Annotated in this window: 17 protein-coding genes; 11 read left to right on the top strand and 6 right to left on the bottom strand. The window is 68.0% G+C overall.

What is annotated here, in order from left to right:
* Positions 1-7: 7 nt before the first annotated feature.
* From D3H54_RS15735 to D3H54_RS15720, 4 genes are all read right to left on the bottom strand, one after another.
* The gene (locus tag D3H54_RS15735) at positions 8-298 is read right to left on the bottom strand and encodes a DUF732 domain-containing protein (protein WP_168214876.1); all 291 of its coding nucleotides are present in this window, start codon (positions 296-298) and stop codon (positions 8-10) included.
* A 126-nt stretch (positions 299-424) separates the two neighbouring features.
* Positions 425-1,036 carry a hypothetical protein gene (locus D3H54_RS15730; protein ID WP_149379825.1) on the bottom strand — a complete coding sequence of 204 codons (612 nt, stop codon included), beginning with the start codon at positions 1,034-1,036 and terminating at the stop codon, positions 425-427.
* Positions 1,020-2,183, bottom strand: a complete 1,164-nt coding sequence (locus D3H54_RS15725) for a hypothetical protein (RefSeq protein ID WP_149379824.1) — start codon at positions 2,181-2,183, stop codon at positions 1,020-1,022. Before D3H54_RS15725 ends, D3H54_RS15730 begins: the two co-directional genes overlap by 17 nt.
* Position 2,184: 1 nt before the next feature.
* Positions 2,185-3,327, bottom strand: coding sequence for a hypothetical protein (locus D3H54_RS15720; RefSeq protein ID WP_149379823.1), 1,143 nt, complete (start codon positions 3,325-3,327; stop codon positions 2,185-2,187).
* Positions 3,328-3,429: 102 nt separating this feature from the next.
* Between D3H54_RS15720 and dop the strand changes: the two genes are divergently transcribed.
* The 5 genes from dop (at position 3,430) to D3H54_RS15695 (ending at position 8,083) form a co-directional block, all read left to right on the top strand.
* The gene (gene dop / locus D3H54_RS15715; protein ID WP_149379822.1) at positions 3,430-4,938 is read left to right on the top strand and encodes a depupylase/deamidase Dop; all 1,509 of its coding nucleotides are present in this window, start codon (positions 3,430-3,432) and stop codon (positions 4,936-4,938) included.
* Positions 4,939-5,043: 105 nt separating this feature from the next.
* The gene (locus D3H54_RS15710; protein ID WP_036337615.1) at positions 5,044-5,238 is read left to right on the top strand and encodes a ubiquitin-like protein Pup; all 195 of its coding nucleotides are present in this window, start codon (positions 5,044-5,046) and stop codon (positions 5,236-5,238) included.
* Entirely contained in the window at positions 5,235-6,113 is an 879-nt protein-coding gene (prcB, locus tag D3H54_RS15705) for a proteasome subunit beta (protein ID WP_149379821.1), read from the top strand. The genes D3H54_RS15710 and prcB overlap by 4 nt, the downstream gene beginning before the upstream one ends.
* Positions 6,114-6,890, top strand: a complete 777-nt coding sequence (gene prcA, locus D3H54_RS15700; RefSeq protein WP_149379820.1) for a proteasome subunit alpha — start codon at positions 6,114-6,116, stop codon at positions 6,888-6,890.
* A complete protein-coding gene (locus D3H54_RS15695; RefSeq protein ID WP_149379819.1) occupies positions 6,887-8,083 on the top strand; it encodes an FAD-dependent monooxygenase in 1,197 nt (398 codons plus the stop codon). The genes prcA and D3H54_RS15695 overlap by 4 nt, the downstream gene beginning before the upstream one ends.
* 6 nt (positions 8,084-8,089) lie before the next feature.
* Here the strand turns inward: D3H54_RS15695 and D3H54_RS15690 are convergent, their stop codons facing one another.
* A complete protein-coding gene (locus D3H54_RS15690; protein WP_149379818.1) occupies positions 8,090-9,799 on the bottom strand; it encodes an alpha/beta hydrolase in 1,710 nt (569 codons plus the stop codon).
* Entirely contained in the window at positions 9,796-10,068 is a 273-nt protein-coding gene (locus D3H54_RS15685) for a DUF7162 family protein (RefSeq protein WP_149379817.1), read from the bottom strand. Before D3H54_RS15685 ends, D3H54_RS15690 begins: the two co-directional genes overlap by 4 nt.
* Before the next feature lie 116 nt (positions 10,069-10,184).
* Between D3H54_RS15685 and pafA the strand changes: the two genes are divergently transcribed.
* From pafA to D3H54_RS15655, 6 genes are all read left to right on the top strand, one after another.
* On the top strand, positions 10,185-11,543 hold the full coding sequence (pafA, locus tag D3H54_RS15680) for a Pup--protein ligase (protein WP_110918644.1): 1,359 nt from the start codon (positions 10,185-10,187) through the stop codon (positions 11,541-11,543).
* A gap of 48 nt (positions 11,544-11,591) precedes the next feature.
* Positions 11,592-12,581, top strand: coding sequence for a helix-turn-helix transcriptional regulator (locus tag D3H54_RS15675; protein ID WP_149379816.1), 990 nt, complete (start codon positions 11,592-11,594; stop codon positions 12,579-12,581).
* The gene (locus D3H54_RS15670) at positions 12,578-13,549 is read left to right on the top strand and encodes a helix-turn-helix transcriptional regulator (RefSeq protein WP_149379815.1); all 972 of its coding nucleotides are present in this window, start codon (positions 12,578-12,580) and stop codon (positions 13,547-13,549) included. Before D3H54_RS15675 ends, D3H54_RS15670 begins: the two co-directional genes overlap by 4 nt.
* 65 nt (positions 13,550-13,614) lie before the next feature.
* Entirely contained in the window at positions 13,615-13,878 is a 264-nt protein-coding gene (gene tatA, locus D3H54_RS15665) for a Sec-independent protein translocase subunit TatA (RefSeq protein ID WP_036345393.1), read from the top strand.
* 45 nt (positions 13,879-13,923) lie between these two features.
* Positions 13,924-14,859, top strand: a complete 936-nt coding sequence (tatC, locus tag D3H54_RS15660) for a twin-arginine translocase subunit TatC (protein WP_149379814.1) — start codon at positions 13,924-13,926, stop codon at positions 14,857-14,859.
* Positions 14,843-17,629: a DEAD/DEAH box helicase gene (locus D3H54_RS15655; protein ID WP_149379813.1), complete on the top strand. Its 2,787-nt coding sequence runs from the start codon at positions 14,843-14,845 to the stop codon at positions 17,627-17,629. The genes tatC and D3H54_RS15655 overlap by 17 nt, the downstream gene beginning before the upstream one ends.
* The last annotated feature ends 8 nt before the right edge of the window (positions 17,630-17,637 follow it).

Here is a 17,637-nt window from a genome sequence, read left to right as displayed (position 1 = left end):
CGCGTCGTCAGTGTCCGCAGAGCTGGGAGGCGGCGGCGCTGTAGAAGAAGGCCGCATCCTTCGGCTCGACGCCGTCGGTGGTGTTGTCGGAGATGGTCTGCAGCGTGGTCGCCTGCGGAACACCCGCGGCGATGTCGCTGCAGATGTGCTGTCCCAGCGCCACCGCGGTGTCGACGGGTCCATGCCAGCCGTCATTGGCCAGTGTCGTGATGAAGGAGTCCTGATCCGCGTATGCCGGTGAGGCGAGTGCCAACCCGAATCCCACAGCGGCGATGCCGGTGATCACGAGTTTCTTCATGGTGGTTCCTTTCACCCGGATATCGCACACCTCTGCCGACATCGGCGGCGCACGATGGCCGGAGTGTATGGCGTAGGTGAGCCTTACCGCAGCGTTATCGTCGCCACCGTCAGTTGTTACAGCAGCTCAAAACTCCAGGGAGTAGCTGTTGCCGAGGTTGTCCTGCGTGACGTGGGCATCGCGAGTGGTGGTGTCGACGCTCAGTCGTTCGGTCAAAGTGCGGGTCTCGTAACGCCACCCCTCGGGCAGATCCAGCCGGGTGGCCAAGCTCGCCAGGTTCGTGAGGTCGAGTTCGCGGTCCACCGCCTTGCTGTAGGTCTGCATGACCCAGCGTTGTCCCTGCGGGTCGACAAGCTCGAAAATCGGTCGGCCGGCATCGAAGTTGAACACGGTTCGGCGGTCGACGTGGTTGACGGTGTACGGCGCGGGGCTCATCGACGACAGCTTGACCGTGGCTTGCTTGATCATGTCGATCCCGCCGAAGGTCTCGATCTCCTGGCGATCGGGCGCGACCTTGTCGATGGTGGTCATCAGCCAATGTCGCGGGCCGTTCAGCAGCGCGGCCATCGCGCCGTGCTCCTTGGCGATCGCCTCGGCGTCGAGCTTGTCCCACAGCTCGGCCGGGCAGTCGTTGAGCGGAAAGCTGTTGTAGACGGCCGCTTCGGGCCCGTCGGGGCCGGCCGTCACCAGCAGCACCTCCCCGTACCGCTTGTCGAATACGTCATCGCGCTCGGTCATCACTTGCCTCCATCTCCAGATACGCGTCGCGGCCGGCCAGACTCACGGCGACGTCCGCGACCAACGGATCGAAGAACCGCTGCCGGTACAGCGGGTCAACGCTCGTGCTGACGGTGAAGTACAGCCCGGAGAGCACCGCCACGAACAAAGAAGTGTGCACCACCGTCTGAGGTATCGGCACGTGGATGCCGAACCACGTTCCGGCGCAGGGGGGTTGACCCACCGGGCACGACTGCTCGGCCGACCACAGCACCGTGACGTCGTCGGGAATCGCGATGGTGCCCAGCGCGAGGAAGAACGCGAACAGTCCGGTGGTGAAGAACACCACCTGGATCGCCTGCGCGACCACCATGACGGCGACGACGTTGACCTGTTCGCCCGGCGACAACGGCGTGCGCTCCGGGTCGGTCCGGGTGGCCAGGGGTGTGCGGGCCAGCAGCGCCGCCGTGTCGCGCGGACCCGAGCGGTCTTCGCGTAGCGCCGACACCTCGTCACGAATGGTCACCACCATGAACACCAGTGCGACCAATGCCAGGAAACCGATTGTCTGCCAGAGGCGTTCACGCGTCATGCGGGCCGACAGCTGCCACAGCTCGCCGGTGAAATACACCACCACGGTCAGCATCAGAAGCGGTAGCGCGCGACTCATCAGCGTTCCGAGCGCCCCGAACTGCACCCAAGCGAATCGGAACGCCCACAAGACAATCGACCCGATACCGAGATAGGTCAGCCAGATGGCGACAAGCGCGATCACCCCGAAACCGGCCACCTCCGCCGCGGTCAGCCCCGTCCAGCCCCGGTCGACCAGCGGGAAACCGATCACGAACAACGCCATCACCAACAGGGCGGCGCTTCGTCGGCCCGCCTCGCTGCGGGTGGTGCCGGCACGGTGCAGCAGATACAGCACGAACGGCGCCGCGGTCAGCACGACCGCCATGATGCCCAGCCGCACAACGGTTCCGACGTCCACCTGACCGTCGCTGACATCGGCGATCAATGCCGTCGCCGCGATCAACGCTCCGATGCCGCTGACCACCGGCGCCGACCGCGCGATCAGTTGTCGCGAACGCACCCGTCGTGTCAGGACCAGAGGCAGGCCGCGGGCCAGGAACCACTCGTGAACCTCACGGGCCGAGGCCGACGTCATGTCAGCGTCCCCGCCGCGCGGAGCGGTAACGATCCCGCGCCACCAGGGTGAGCCGGAGGTCGGCCAGCAGTGGGTCGAGGAATTGCGCGCGGTACTCCTTGTCGGTGACGGCCTTGGCCGCCAGGTACATGAACGTGATCGCGGTGAGCATCATGGTCGTCTGGATCAGCGGGTCGGGAACCGGCAGCGTCATGCCGAGGATGTGACCGTCGTTGCGCCCGCTGTCACGCGTCCACGACGCCAGCAGCGGCGGGCTGAGCACGATCAGTCCCAGTACGAAGAAGATCGTCCCGGTGGCCAGCGCGACCGTCAGCACCTGGCCGACCTGCGAGGCCGCCACGACGAACACCACGTTGGCCCGCTCGGCGCCGGACAGTGGGTCGACGCCGGGTTCGTCGGCGATGCCCTCGAATGGCGTGCCCGCCAGCCGGTCCTTGTCCTCGGAGGTGGCAGCGGTCTCGCCGAGGATCGGGCGGACCCGCTCCAGGGTGCTCGACACCAGGAAGGCGGCGGCGATCGCGAACAGGAATCCGATGGCCAGCCACAGTCGTTCGCGGCTGACGATCGCCGCCATCAGCCACACGTAGGTGTTGAAGAAGACCAGGAACGTCAGCAGCACGACCGGTAGCGCGCGGACGAACATTCCGCTGGCGAGCGCCAGGTTCGACATGGTGTCCCGCGCAGCCCAGCCCGCGATCGAGCCGACACCGGACGCGGTGGCCACCACGATGACGGCGATCGAGATCGCCACCAGGACCAGATTCACCATGATGCGCGGGCTCGGACCGCCGAAGACGCACCCGAGGATCGCGACCGCCACCGAGACGTTGGCGGCCACGACTCGCCACAGCGGACGCTCGATCCGCGACACCAACCACCCGACCAGCGCCGCCACCGGGGACACCAGCACGATCAGCGCCAGCAGGAATCCCTCGGCGACGGTCGGCCTGCCGTCGATGTCGATGGTGTGCTTGCCCGACAACGTCACCACCAGGATGGAGTTGGCGGCGAAGACGGCCACTCCGGCCAGTGCCGGTACCGATCGACCCCAGATCTGGCGCAACAGAGCGCCGCGCCGCACCACCGCGGGAAGACCGCGAACCAGAAACCAGCGTTCTTCGGCGTGGCGGTCCGGTGATGTCATCGTTGCGCGGCTCCGATATGGGCTTTCGGGTCAGGTCACCCTAGCCGGAAGTGGCACCGTCCACGCGGCAGGCGCGCAACAGCGGCGGCTAGGCTGGCGGCCATGCAGAGGATCATCGGAACCGAGGTGGAGTACGGCATCTCCTCGCCTTCCGATCCGACCGCCAACCCGATCCTGACCTCGACCCAGGCGGTGCTCGCGTACGCCGCGGCCGCCGGCATCCAGCGGGCCAAGCGCACCCGGTGGGATTACGAGGTGGAGTCGCCGCTGCGGGACGCCCGCGGGTTCGACCTGAGCCGCACGTCGGGACCGCCGCCGATCGTCGACGCCGACGAGGTGGGCGCGGCGAACATGATCCTCACCAACGGCGCCCGGCTCTACGTCGATCACGCCCATCCGGAGTACTCGGCCCCCGAGGTCACCGATCCGCGGGATGCGGTGATCTGGGACAAGGCCGGAGAACGGGTGATGGAAGCCGCGGCCCGGCATGTGGCCAGCGTGCCCGGCGCGGCCAAGCTCCAGCTGTACAAGAACAACGTCGACGGCAAGGGCGCGTCCTACGGGTCGCACGAGAACTACCTGATGAGCCGTCAGACGCCGTTCTCGGCGGTGATCTCGGGCCTGACGCCGTTCATGGTGTCGCGGCAGGTGGTGACCGGTTCCGGCCGCGTCGGGATCGGTCCGTCCGGTGACGAACCGGGTTTTCAGCTGTCCCAGCGCGCCGACTACATCGAGGTCGAGGTCGGCCTGGAAACCACCCTCAAGCGCGGCATCATCAACACCCGCGACGAGCCGCACGCCGACGCGGACAAGTACCGCCGCCTGCACGTCATCATCGGCGACGCGAACCTGGCCGAGACCTCGACGTATCTGAAGGTGGGAACGACCTCGCTGGTCCTGGATCTGATCGAGGAAGGCCCCAAATTCGGCCTCGATCTGTCGGATCTGGCGCTGGCCCGGCCGGTGCACGCCGTCCATGTGGTCAGCCGGGATCCGTCGCTGCGGGCCACCGTGGCACTGGCCGACGGCCGGGAACTCACCGCGCTGGCCATCCAGCGGATCTACCTGGATCGGGTGGCCAAGCTGGTCGATGCGCGCGACCCCGATCCGCAGGCCACGCAGGTCGTCGAAACCTGGGCGCACATCCTGGACCTGCTGGAACGTGACCCGATGGAGTGCGCTGAGCTGCTGGACTGGCCGGCCAAGCTGCGGCTGCTGGAGGGCTTCCGGCAGCGGGAGAACCTCGGCTGGTCTGCGCCGCGACTGCATCTGGTCGACCTGCAGTACTCCGATGTCCGGCTCGACAAGGGTCTGTACAACCGGCTGGTGGCGCGCGGCTCGATGAAGCGTCTGGTCACCGAGCAGGAGGTGATCGACGCCGTCGACAACCCGCCGACCGACACCCGGGCGTATTTCCGTGGCGAATGCCTGCGCCGCTTCGGTGCCGACATCGCGGCGGCGAGCTGGGACTCGGTGATCTTCGATCTGGGCGGTGATTCGCTGGTGCGGATCCCGACCCTGGAACCACTGCGCGGTAGCAAAGCCCACGTGGGCGCGCTTCTCGATTCGGTCGACAGCGCAGTGCAACTCGTGGAACAACTGACGACCTGACGTTCGTTAGACGGAGCAATACCGGTCTCGACCGGTAGGGTAGAAGAACCGGCGGCCCGTGCCGAATGGCACGACACAGTCGCCGATCCCGAGCAGGAGGCAGCGATGGCTCAAGAGCAGACCAAGCGTGGCGGCGGGGGCGGCGAGGATGACGACCTCGGTAGCACCGGTGCCGGCGGGCAAGAGCGTCGCGACAAGCTCGCGGAAGAGACCGATGATCTGCTGGACGAGATCGATGACGTCCTGGAAGAGAACGCTGAGGACTTCGTGCGTGCATACGTGCAAAAGGGCGGACAGTGACCTGGCCGTTCTCTGATCGCCTTGCCACCAGCTCACCTCTGACCGATCTGTCCTCGTTTTCCGACTATCTCCGGCGGGAAGCGCCCCAGCTGCTGCCGACCAGCACCGGCGCGAGCGGTGTGCTGCCCGGTGACGCGCTGCCGCACGGCACCACGATCGTCGCGCTGAGGTATCCGGGTGGAGTGCTGATCGCCGGCGATCGCCGCGCCACCCAGGGCAACATGATCGCCAGCCGGGATGTGCAGAAGGTGTACATCACCGACGACTACACGGCCACCGGTATCGCCGGCACCGCCGCGATCGCCGTGGAGTTCGCCCGGCTGTACGCCGTCGAACTGGAGCACTACGAAAAAGTCGAGGGCGTCCCGCTGACGTTCCCCGGCAAGGTGAATCGGCTGTCGACGATGGTGCGCGGCAATCTCGGCGCGGCACTGCAGGGCTTCGTCGCACTGCCGCTGCTGGTGGGTTATGACCTCGATGACCCGAATCCGGAAGCTGCCGGACGGATCGTGTCGTTCGACGCCGCCGGTGGCTGGAACATCGAGCAAGAGGGCTACCAGTCGGTGGGATCCGGTTCGCTGTTCGCCAAGTCGTCGATCAAGAAGCTCTATCCCGGTGTCACCGACGCGGATTCGGCGTTGCGGGCCGCTGTGGAGGCGCTCTACGACGCCGCCGACGACGACTCGGCAACGGGCGGTCCGGACCTGGTGCGCGGCATATACCCGACGGCCGTCACGATCGAGGCCGAGGGCGCCACCGACGTTCCCGAGGACCGGATCTCCGCGCTCGCTCGCGAGGTGATCGAAAAGCGTTCCACGACAAACACATTCGGGCCCGGCACAGGACCCAGCAACGAAGCACCGCGGGTGGACTAAGTGAGCTTCCCATACTTCATCTCGCCTGAGCAGGCGATGCGTGAGCGTTCCGAGCTTGCGCGCAAAGGCATTTCCCGGGGCCGCAGCGTGGTCGTGCTGGCCTACGACTCCGGGGTGCTGTTCGTCGCGGAGAACCCGTCGCGGTCCCTGCAGAAGATCAGTGAGCTCTACGACCGCGTCGGCTTCGCCGCCGTGGGCCGGTTCAACGAGTTCGACAACCTGCGCCGCGGCGGCATCCAGTTCGCCGACACCCGCGGGTACGCCTACGACCGTCGCGATGTGACGGGGCGCCAGCTCGCCAACGTCTACGCACAGACCCTCGGAACGATCTTCACCGAGCAGGCCAAGCCCTACGAGGTGGAGCTGTGTGTGGCCGAGGTGGCCCATTACGGCGAAACGAAACCCCCTGAGCTGTACCGGATCACCTACGACGGCTCGATCGCCGATGAACCGCACTTCGTCGTCATGGGTGGCACCACCGAGCCGATCATCACCGCGCTCAAGGAGTCCTACTCCGAGAACGCGCCGCTGAAGGATGCGGTCGGTATCGCCGTCGAGGCGTTGCGGGCCGGTATCAACGGCACCGGCGCCAGCGGTAGCAGCACCCCGCCGGCCGAGCCGCGGGTGCTGGGCCCGGCCACCCTGGAGGTGGCCATCCTGGATGCGAAGCGGCCGCGACGGGCATTCCGGCGGATCACCGGTTCGGCGTTGGAGGCCTTGCTGCCCAGTGCGGGTGACGAGCCCGCCGCCGAGGGCGCCGCGGAGGCCACCTCCTGAGCTCGCACGCCGTCATCTCGGGTGCGGGTATCGCCGGGCCGGCGCTGGCCGACCAACTGGCCGCGCGCGGTTGGCGCACCACGGTGATCGAGCGCTACCCCCAGCGCCGCGACGAAGGCCAGAACGTCGACATCCGTGGTGCGGCAAGGGAAGTCGTGCGCAAGATGGGCATCGAAGACGAGGTACGCCGGGCCAACACCGGTGAGGTCGGAACCCGGTTCGTCACCGCAACCGGGAAGCCTGCGGCTTCCTTTCCGGTCGGTGCACCGGGCGGCCCCGACGGCCCGACCGCGGAACTGGAGATCCTACGCGGCGAACTGTCGCGGATTCTGATCAAACGCACCGAGGGTCAGACCGACTACCGCTTCGGCACCCAGATCACCGACCTCACCGATCACGGCGACTACGTCACCACCGTGCTCGACGACGGCAGCGTGCTCGACTCCGACGTCGTGATCGTCGCCGAAGGTCTGCGCTCCCGATCGCGCCGATTCGTCAGCGCCGACGAGGTCAACGATCTGGGAATGTACTTCGCCTACGCCACCATCCCTCGGTCCGACAGCGATGACCAATGGTGGAACTGGCAGCACGCGACACGATCCCGCGGAGTGCATCTGCGACCGGACAACCTGGGCAGCACCAGAGCCATCTTGACCTTCATCTCCGATGTCCGCGGTATCGAAGATCTCGATCCGGGTGACCAGATCGCGATCCTGCGTAAGACTTTCGCCGATGTCGGCGGTGCCGCTCCGCGCATTCTGCGCGAGATCGAAGCCGGTGCGCCGATGTACTTCTCGGTCGCCGGCCAGATTCGCGTGCCCTCGTGGAGCAAGGGCCGCATCGGCCTGCTCGGCGACTGCGCGTTCTGCAACGCCACCTTCGGCGGTGCGGGCACCAGCCTGGCGCTGATCGGTGCCTATATCCTCGCCGGCGAACTGGCCGCCACCTCCGATCATGCGGCGGCCCTGGGCCGATACCAGCACCGCATGCAGCCGTTCGCGGACTCGGCGCCCGTCGTACGGCCGGGAGTGCTGCGGATTGCCAACCCGCGCAGCCGGATTGGCATCGCGACGCTCCGTGGCGTTGCCCGCGCCGCGGCAAGCCCGGCCGCCAAGGCTGCGACGGCGCTGTTGTCGCGCGCATCCGCCGGGGTGGGGCAGCGCGTGGCGCTGCCGGATTACCCAGTGGCGTAGCCGATCTCAACCGACCCGGATGTGCTCGCGGTCGCCGGTGATGACCGCCAGGATGTTGCGCCACGCGTCGGACGGCTCGTTGAGGACGTCGCTGTGCGACGACAGTCCGCCCATCGGCCCGCCGGTGAGGGTGCGTCCGGCCGCCAGCGGGATCACACCGGGTAACTGGTCGGGGTCGGCCCCGTGCGGCCCGAGCGGGATGCCCTGCACCAGGCCGATCGGATCGCCGGGCGCGGTCAGGGAGAATCGCAACACATCCGGGTTGCGGTTGTGCCAGTCCGACGGATCATGAACGCCCACACCGGCGCCCGCGGCCTCGACGTAGATCACCCGGTCGGCGGTGAGCCCGAAACATTCCGCGGTGCCCAGGATCGACCCGCCGTACGAATGGCCGATATAGGTCACGGGCATGGAACCGGCGCGGCGTTCGACGTCTTCGCTGAACGCCACCAGTCGCGGCGCCATCGTGAGCGCATAGCGCGGATCGGCGGCGTCGGCGACCCCGGCGAGCAGCTGCCCGGTGGGGAAGGGGCCACCCAGATAGGTGATCATCGCGACGTCTCCGGTGGATCCGGCGACAAAACGCCGCGCCGTCGCGACATCGTCGGCTGCGCCCTCGAAGGTGGTGTTGAGCCCGGGAACCAGCACCGCGAGTGCGTGTGCCCGGGTCAGGTCACCGGACAACTCGATGAAGCTCTCGCGCTGCGGGTCGAATGCCAGGATCTGTCTGGGCACGCGGCGATCACGGTCCACCGGATCGGGAACGTCGGCGAGCAGGCTCTCGTAGTAGGCGATGCGACTGCGTGCGTCGCGGTCGTACGCGGCAATCGCCGCGGCTCGCATGGTCGGGTCTGCGTGCAGTGTCGCCCAAAGTCGTTCGGCATCAGCTGCTTCCAGCGTCGGTGCGACGGCGGCCCGCAATTTGACCTCGTCGGGCACCTCGATGCGACGGCGTTGGTCGAGGATCGCATCGGCGATGTTGATCCGGTTGGCGGCGATCCTGGTCTCCCACGGCACGCCGTCGGTGTTGCCCACCTCGTGGGGCCTCGACTCGATCAGCCGCTGTCGGTCGGCGTCGGACATCCCGGTCACCGCCGCGGCGATGCTGTCCTGGCTCAGGTGTGGCCAGTCGGCCACCGGATTGCCTGCGGCCCCTGCCGGCCGAACCGGTGCCGGGCCGGCCGGGGTGGCATCGAACGCCGCGTCGATCGCGGTCGCCGCCTCCGCATCGGCCGCGCCGAGCGCCGACAGCGCCCCGTGCAGAACGCGAGTCAGCTCGGCCGCCCGCACGTCCAGCATCGTGCGCGCCACCGCATCGGAACCGCCGCTGCACACCACCAGAAGCTCTGACGGTGCCGCCGGGGGATCGACCGTCCCGTCCTCGTTCACCCCGTATCCGTCGCGCCGGGCGTCGGCCACCACCGCCAGGACCCGGTCGCGACAGCGGGTGATGACCGCGGCCGCGTCCCGCGCCTGCGCGGCGGCCAGGATCAGTGCCCGGCACACCCCGCGCAGACCCGCGGTGGTCGGGCCGATGGCTTCGCGTGCCGCGCTCGCGGCCGACCCGGTGAACACGCCGGCGCTGCCGGCCACCTCGTCGTCGACGGCGTCGGCCTGAGCCTGCAGCCGGCTCGCGGCGTCGTCCCACGCGCCGGCGACCTCGACCAGCGCCTGCGGCCGCCAGGTGAGCACCTGCGACACGGTCGGCGGGCTCACCGCGGCTGAAGACGTTGTGCGGTGGCGTCGTCGGCGGCGCCGAGTTCGTCCACCGACCGGCGCATCGAGCAAACCCAATCCTGCAGAGCCGTACCGAGTCGGTGCACCTCAGCCGCGATGCGCGCCGGTGCGGCCACACCGACCAGCGCAGAACCGGGTAGCTCTGCGACGCCGGGTATCGCAAGGCCTGAAAGGTGACCTGCCCTGCGGGTCAGCGCGTCCGCCAGCGCCCCCAACGTGGCGGTATCGACGACGACGCGCTCGGGCACGGCTCATGCTGGCATGCCCCGCGGCGGCGGTCTTTCCGCCATCCACAGGGATTCTGAACCCGTTTCGCGCCCCGCTTGCCCACCGCTAGTGCACAGCAACCAGTAGGCTCGGTGTCGTGCAGCGGAGAATCATGGGCATCGAAACCGAATTCGGTGTCACCTGCACGTTCCACGGCCATCGTCGGCTCAGTCCGGACGAGGTCGCCCGGTACCTGTTCCGTCGGGTGGTGTCGTGGGGCCGCAGCTCGAACGTGTTCCTGCGCAACGGCGCGCGCCTGTACCTCGACGTGGGCAGCCACCCCGAGTACGCCACCGCCGAATGCGACAACCTGACGCAGCTGGTCACTCACGACCGAGCCGGTGAGCGGGTGCTGGAAGACCTCCTCATCGACGCCGAACAGCGACTGGCCGACGAAGGCATCGGCGGGGACATCTACCTGTTCAAGAACAACACCGATTCGGCCGGCAACTCCTACGGCTGCCACGAGAACTACCTGATCGTGCGGGCCGGCGAATTCTCCCGGATCTCCGATGTGCTGCTGCCGTTCCTGGTCACCCGCCAGCTGATCTGCGGTGCGGGCAAGGTCTTGCAGACGCCCAAGGCGGCCACGTTCTGCCTGAGCCAGCGCGCCGAACACATCTGGGAAGGCGTCTCGAGCGCCACCACCCGGTCGCGCCCGATCATCAACACCCGCGACGAACCGCACGCCGACGCCGAGAAGTACCGCCGGCTGCACGTGATCGTCGGGGACTCCAACATGTGCGAGTCCACCACCATGCTCAAGGTCGGCACCGCCTCGCTGGTGCTGGAGATGATCGAGGCCGGGGTCGCGTTCCGCGACTTCTCACTGGACAACCCGATCCGGGCGATCCGCGAGGTCAGCCACGACCTGACCGGACGGCGGCCGGTGCGCCTCGCCGGTGGACGGCAGGCCAGTGCCCTGGACATCCAGCGCGAGTACTACGCCCGCGCGGTGGAGTACCTGCAGACCCGCGAACCCAACACCCAGATCGACCAGGTGGTCGACCTGTGGGGCCGCCAACTCGACGCCGTCGAGAGCCAGGACTTCGCCAAGGTCGACACCGAGATCGACTGGGTGATCAAGCGCAAGCTGTTCCAGCGCTACCAGGACCGCTACAGCATGGAGCTGTCCGATCCGAAGATCAGCCAGCTGGACCTGGCCTACCACGACATCAAGCGCGGCCGCGGTGTGTTCGATCTGCTGCAGCGCAAGGGCCTGGCGACTCGGATCACCACCGACGAGGAGATCGAGGCCGCCGTCGACACCCCGCCGCAGACCACGCGGGCCAAGCTGCGCGGTGAGTTCATCAGCGCCGCCCAGGAGGCGGGCCGCGATTTCACCGTGGACTGGGTGCATCTCAAGCTCAACGACCAGGCTCAGCGCACGGTGCTGTGCAAGGACCCGTTCCGCTCGGTCGACGAGCGGGTGAAGCGACTCATCGCCAGCATGTGACGAGCGCGCCGCAGGGGCGGCGCACCGTTTCCCGCTAAGGTTTTCCGAGTGGCGACATCCAAAGTAGAGCGGTTGATGAACCTCGTCATCGCGCTGCTGTCCACGCACGGCTACATCACCGCGGAACGCATCCGCGCAAGCGTCGCGGGCTACGCAGAGAGCCCCAGCGACGAGGCGTTCTCCCGGATGTTCGAGCGCGACAAGAACGAGCTGCGCGATCTGGGCATCCCCTTGGAGACCGGCCGGGTGTCGTCGTTCGACCCCACCGAGGGCTACCGGATCAACCGCGACGCCTATGCGCTGCCCGACATCGAACTCACCGACGAGGAGGCGGGCGCCGTCGCGATCGCCACCAAGCTCTGGGAATCGCCGGAGCTGATCACCGCGACCCAGGGTGCGCTTCTGAAGCTGCGCGCGGCCGGCGTCGACGTCGATCCCGATGCCGCTGTCGCGATCACCACCGCCTCGGGACCGCCCGGGTTGCGCGGATCCGAAGACGTGCTGGGAAACCTGTTGTCGGCCATCGACTCCGGTCAGCCGGTTCAGTTCCGGCACCGGTCCCTGCCGACCGACCCCTACACCGTGCGCACGGTGGAACCGTGGGGAGTGATCACCGACCGGGGCCGCTGGTATCTCGTCGGGCATGACCGGGACCGCAACGCCACCAGAACATTTCGGCTGTCCCGCATCGGCGCCGACATCACAACGGTCGGCCCGCCGGGATCGGTCACCAGACCCGTCGGGGTCGATCTGCGGGCGATCGTCGACCGGGCGATCGGCGAAGCCCCCAGCGGGGTGCAGGCTTCGGTGTGGGTTGCCGACGGTAAGGCTATGTCGTTGCGCCGCAACGGAAAATCCACGGGAGCGCGCAGCATCGGCGGACGCTCGGGCGAGGTGATCGAACTCGACATCGGCACCCGCGACCGGCTCGCGCGCGAGGTCGCGGGCTACGGGGCAGACGCGCTGGTGCTGGAGCCGGCCACACTGCGCGACGACGTCATCACCAGGCTGCGGGCCCAAGCCGGGGTGCAGACATGACACCCGTTTCGACGCGGCTGGTGCGGCTGCTCAACATGGTGCCGTACCTCAAGGCCAACCCCAGCATCACCTACGACGAGGCCGCCGCCGATCTGGGCGTGACCCGCAAGCAGCTTCAGCAGGACCTCGATCAGCTCTGGATGTGCGGCCTGCCCGGGTACGGGCCTGGCGATCTGATCGACTTCGAGTTCTCCGGCGACTCGATCAAGGTGACGTTCTCGGCGGGCATGGACGAGCCGCTGCGGCTGACGTCGCCGGAGGCCACCGGTCTGCTGGTCGCGCTGCGGGCGCTGGTCGACATCCCCGGTGTCGTCGACCCGCAGGCCGCGCTGAGCGCCATCGCCAAGATCGAATCGGCGGCCGGCACCGTCGGCCACGACCACACCCACGCCGTCGCCGCGGTGGACGAGCGGGCGCCCATCGAAAGTGACACCGCTGCCGCGGTGCGCGCCGCCGTCCGTGACGGTCGCGCCCTGAACATCGAGTACTACTCGGCGTCCCGGGACACCCTGACCAGCCGCGTCGTCGACCCGATCCGGGTGGTGCTGGTCGGCGACCACAGCTATCTGCAGGCCTGGGCCCGCGACGCCGAGGGAGTGCGACTGTTCCGGTTCGATCGCATCGTCGAGGCGACGGTGCTCGACCAGGCCGCCGTCCCGCCCGAACCGGCCAAGCAGGCACCCCCGGACACCTCACTGTTCGACGCCGATCCGGCGCTGCCCGCCGCGACCCTGCTGCTGGCCCCGACGGCGACCTGGATGCTCGAGTACTACCCGATGCGGATCCTCGAGGAACTGCCCGACGGCTATCACAAGGCCTCGATGACCTACGCCTCCGAGGAATGGATGTGCCGGGCGCTGCTGGGATTCGGCGCCGACGTCCGAGTCCTCGAACCGGAGTCGCTGGTGACCCGTGTCCGTGAGAGTGCGTCCGCGGCCTTGGCCGCATATTCCGAGCTGAGCGGCTGACCTGCATATCGGCTGGACGTGGGGCCGGTGGGGTAGCATCGAGACAACTTCTGGAGGTGACCAAATTGGGTGCTCTACAACCGTGGCACTGGCTGATTCTCATCGCGGTGGTCGTGCTGCTCTTCGGGTCGAAGAGGTTGCCTGATGCCGCCCGCTCGCTGGGCAAGTCGATGCGCATCTTCAAGTCAGAGGTCAAGGAGCTGCAGAACGAGCACAAGGCGGACACTCCCGTCACGCCCGCGCAGCCTCCCACTCAGGTGCAGTCCGAGCGCGTCGAGGCACCGGTGACCCCGCCGGCCCAGAGCCACACCGACGCCAAACCGGCCTGAACCGACGACAACCGGGCGCTCCGACGCCCGTAGTCTGCCGCTGCCGTGCGCACACCTAAAATTCTGTCGCGGCTGGACCCCCGTCAACGCCGCAGCCGCGTCAATCCGGACGGGACGATGTCCCTCGTCGACCACATCCGGGAGTTGCGGTACCGACTGCTGATCGCGATGGGTGCCGTCGCACTGACCACAATCATCGGGTTCCTCTGGTACAGCCACGGGTTCTTCGGGCTGGAGAGCCTGGGTGAATGGCTACGCGAGCCGTACTGCTCGCTGCCGCAGTCGGCCCGCGCCGACATCAGTGCCGACGGGGGCTGCCGCCTGCTGGCGACAGCGCCGTTCGACCAATTCATGTTGCGGCTCAAGGTCGGACTGACCGCGGGCATCGTGCTGGCCTGCCCGGTGTGGCTGCACCAGTTGTGGGCGTTCATCACCCCGGGCCTGTACCGCAACGAACGCCGCTTCGCGTCGGTGTTCGTCTTCTTCGCCGCCCTGCTGTTCGTGGCGGGCACCGTGCTGGCCTACTTCGTCCTGTCGAAGGCCCTGCACTTCCTCTTGACGGTCGGCAGCGACGTCCAGGTGACCGCGCTGTCCGGCGACCAGTACTTCGGATTCCTGATCAACCTGCTGCTGATCTTCGGTGTGAGTTTCGAGTTCCCGCTGCTGATCATCATGTTGAACCTGATCGGCGTGCTGCCCTACGCGCGGCTCAAGTCCTGGCGGCGCGGCCTGATCTTCGGCGTATTCGTCTTCGCCGCGTTCGCCACGCCCGGCTCGGACCCGTTCTCGATGCTGGCGCTGGGTCTTGCGCTCACGCTGCTCCTGGAATTCGCCATCCAGATCGCCCGGATCAGCGACCGGCGCAAAGCCAAACGCCAGGCGCAGGCCGAGATTCCCGACGAGCAGGCCGCACCCATCGAGGCGCCGGAACCGGTGGCCGCCCCGGCGACGTATGCGGCACAGCATGACGACATCACCTGACGCCGGCGGGGTCGGCAGCCTGGCGCAGTTCACCGACCTGCTGACGTTCACCCTCGATCCGTTCCAGCGCAAGGCGTGTGAGGCGCTCGAACGTGGCCACGGTGTGCTGGTGTGCGCACCGACCGGCGCGGGCAAGACGGTGGTCGGCGAGTTCGCGGTACACCTGGCGCTCACGGCAGGCCGAAAGTGCTTCTACACCACACCGATCAAGGCGCTGAGCAACCAGAAGCACAACGACCTGGTGCGCCGGTACGGCGCGGAGAACATCGGTCTGCTGACTGGCGATCAGTCGGTCAACGGCGACGCGCCGGTGGTGGTCATGACGACCGAAGTGCTGCGCAACATGCTGTACGCGGGATCTGATGCGTTGCACGGGCTTTCGCATGTCGTGATGGACGAAGTCCACTTCCTCGCCGACCGGATGCGCGGTGCGGTGTGGGAGGAGGTCATCCTGCATCTGCCCGACGATGTGCGGCTGGTCAGCCTGTCCGCGACGGTCAGCAACGCCGAGGAGTTCGGCGGGTGGATCCAGACCGTGCGCGGCGACACCACCGTCGTGGTCGACGAGCACCGGCCGGTTCCGTTGTGGCAGCACGTGTTGGTCGGCAAGCGGCTGTTCGACCTGTTCGACTACTCCGACAAAAACAGCGTGGGCAAGCAGCACCTCGTCGACCAGGACCTCGTCCGCCACATCGCGCACCGGCGTGAGGCCGAACGGTTGACCGATTGGGAGCCGCGCCGCCGCGGGTCGGGGCGTCCTGGTGGGAGATCGGGCCTGCACCGTCCGCCGTCGCGCCCCGATGTGATCGCCTCGCTGGACCGTGAGGGTCTGCTGCCCGCGATCACCTTCATCTTCTCCCGCGCCGGCTGCGACGCCGCGGTCAAACAATGCCTGCGTAGCTCGCTGCGGCTGACCGACGACGAGGACCGCAAGCGGATCGCGCAGGTGATCGACCGGCGCTGCGGCGATCTCGCCGACGCGGACCTGGCGGTGCTGGACTACTACGAATGGCGCGAGGGGCTGCTGCGGGGGCTGGCCGCCCACCATGCGGGCATGCTGCCGGTCTTTCGGCACACCGTCGAGGAGCTGTTCACCGCCGGACTGGTCAAGGCCGTTTTCGCCACCGAGACACTGGCGCTGGGCATCAACATGCCGGCCCGCACCGTCGTGCTGGAGAAGCTGGTCAAGTTCAACGGCGAGCAGCACCTGCCGCTGACGCCGGGGGAGTACACCCAGCTGACCGGGCGTGCGGGTCGCCGCGGGATCGACGTCGAAGGCCACGCCGTGGTGCTGTGGACTCCCGACGTGGAGCCCGCCGAGGTCGCCGGACTGGCGTCCACCCGGACCTTCCCGCTGCGAAGCTCGTTCGCGCCGTCGTACAACATGACGATCAATCTGGTGAACCAGATGGGCCCGGAGCAGGCCCACCAGTTGCTGGAGCGGTCGTTCGCGCAGTTCCAGGCCGACCGGTCGGTGGTGGGGCTGGTCCGTGGTGTCGAACGCGGCGAGAAGATGCTCGACGACATCGCCACCGAGCTGGGCTGGGACCGCCGCACACAGCCGGACAAAGAGCCGGCGATCCTCGACTACGTGCGGCTGCGCGCGCAGATCAGCGAGCGGGAGCGGGCGCAGTCGCGGGCCTCGCGACTGCAACGCAGGCAGGCGACCACCGATACGCTGGCGGCGCTGCGCCGCGGCGACATCATCAACATCACGCAGGGCCGCCGCGGTGGGTTGGCCGTGGTGCTGGAGGCGGCCAACGAGTCGACCGATCCGCGGCCCCTGGTGTTGACCGAAAACCGTTGGGCGGGAAGGGTTTCCTCGGCCGATTTCGCCGGTGTCGCGGCCGCGATCGGATCGATGACGCTACCCAAGCGGGTCGAGCACCGGCAGCCGCGGGTGCGTCGCGACCTCGCCTCGGCGCTGCTGTCGGCGGCGTCCGGGCTGCGGGTGCCGTCGACCAGGAAACGCCGCGGCGACGCCGAGGACGCACCCGACATCGATCCCGAGCTGCTCGCGTTGCGGGAGTCGATGCGCAAGCACTCCGTGCACGACATGGCCGGCCGGGAGGCCCAGGTTCGGATCGGCGAGCGTTATCTCCGGGTCGAACGCGACAACGAGCAGATCCGCAAGAAGGTCAGCGCGGCGACGAACTCGCTGGCCCGAACGTTCGACCGGATCGTGGGGTTGCTGACCGAGCGCGGCTTCATCGAACAGCGCGATGGCGATTTCGGCGTCACCGCCGACGGCCGGCTGCTGACGCGGATCTACAACGAAAGCGATCTGCTGGTCGCCGAATGTCTGCGCAAGGGTGTCTGGAAGGGGCTGGCGCCCGCCGAATTGGCTGCCGCGCTGTCCGCCGTGGTGTTCGAGACCCGCGGCAGCGACGGCCCCACCCCCTCGCATGCCATCGAGATGCCGACAGTCAACGTGCGGCGCGCGCTGGTCGAGATGCGGCGGATGTCCGGGCAACTGCGGGCCGACGAGAACCGGCACCGGATCAGCCCGACACGCGAGCCCGACGAAGGATTCGTCGCCGCCATCTATCGGTGGGCGACGACCGGCGACCTGGCGGCCGCGCTGGCGGCCTCCGACGTCGCCGGTGCCGGGACCCCGCTGCCGGCGGGCGATTTCGTGCGGTGGTGCCGACAAGTGCTCGATCTGCTCGACCAAGTCCGCAACGCCGGGCCGGAAGCCGGGCTGCGGAAGACCGCCAACCGTGCCATAGACGACATCCGGCGCGGCGTCGTCGCTGTTGATGGCGGGTAGGCTCATGC

Source organism: Mycobacterium sp. ELW1 (assembly GCF_008329905.1).
Classification (GTDB): Bacteria; Actinomycetota; Actinomycetes; order Mycobacteriales; family Mycobacteriaceae; genus Mycobacterium.
This window is presented reverse-complemented; position numbering and strand designations above follow the sequence as displayed.

Bases quoted from the DNA above. Each gene is read 5' to 3' on its own strand.
- D3H54_RS15735 (WP_168214876.1), bottom strand. From the start codon at position 298: ATGAAGAAACTCGTGATCACCGGCATCGCCGCTGTGGGATTCGGGTTG.
- D3H54_RS15730 (WP_149379825.1), bottom strand. From the start codon at position 1,036: ATGACCGAGCGCGATGACGTATTCGACAAGCGGTACGGGGAGGTGCTG.
- D3H54_RS15725 (WP_149379824.1), bottom strand. From the start codon at position 2,183: ATGACGTCGGCCTCGGCCCGTGAGGTTCACGAGTGGTTCCTGGCCCGC.
- D3H54_RS15720 (WP_149379823.1), bottom strand. From the start codon at position 3,327: ATGACATCACCGGACCGCCACGCCGAAGAACGCTGGTTTCTGGTTCGC.
- dop (WP_149379822.1), top strand. From the start codon at position 3,430: ATGCAGAGGATCATCGGAACCGAGGTGGAGTACGGCATCTCCTCGCCT.
- D3H54_RS15710 (WP_036337615.1), top strand. From the start codon at position 5,044: ATGGCTCAAGAGCAGACCAAGCGTGGCGGCGGGGGCGGCGAGGATGAC.
- D3H54_RS15670 (WP_149379815.1), top strand. From the start codon at position 12,578: ATGACACCCGTTTCGACGCGGCTGGTGCGGCTGCTCAACATGGTGCCG.
- D3H54_RS15655 (WP_149379813.1), top strand. From the start codon at position 14,843: ATGACGACATCACCTGACGCCGGCGGGGTCGGCAGCCTGGCGCAGTTC.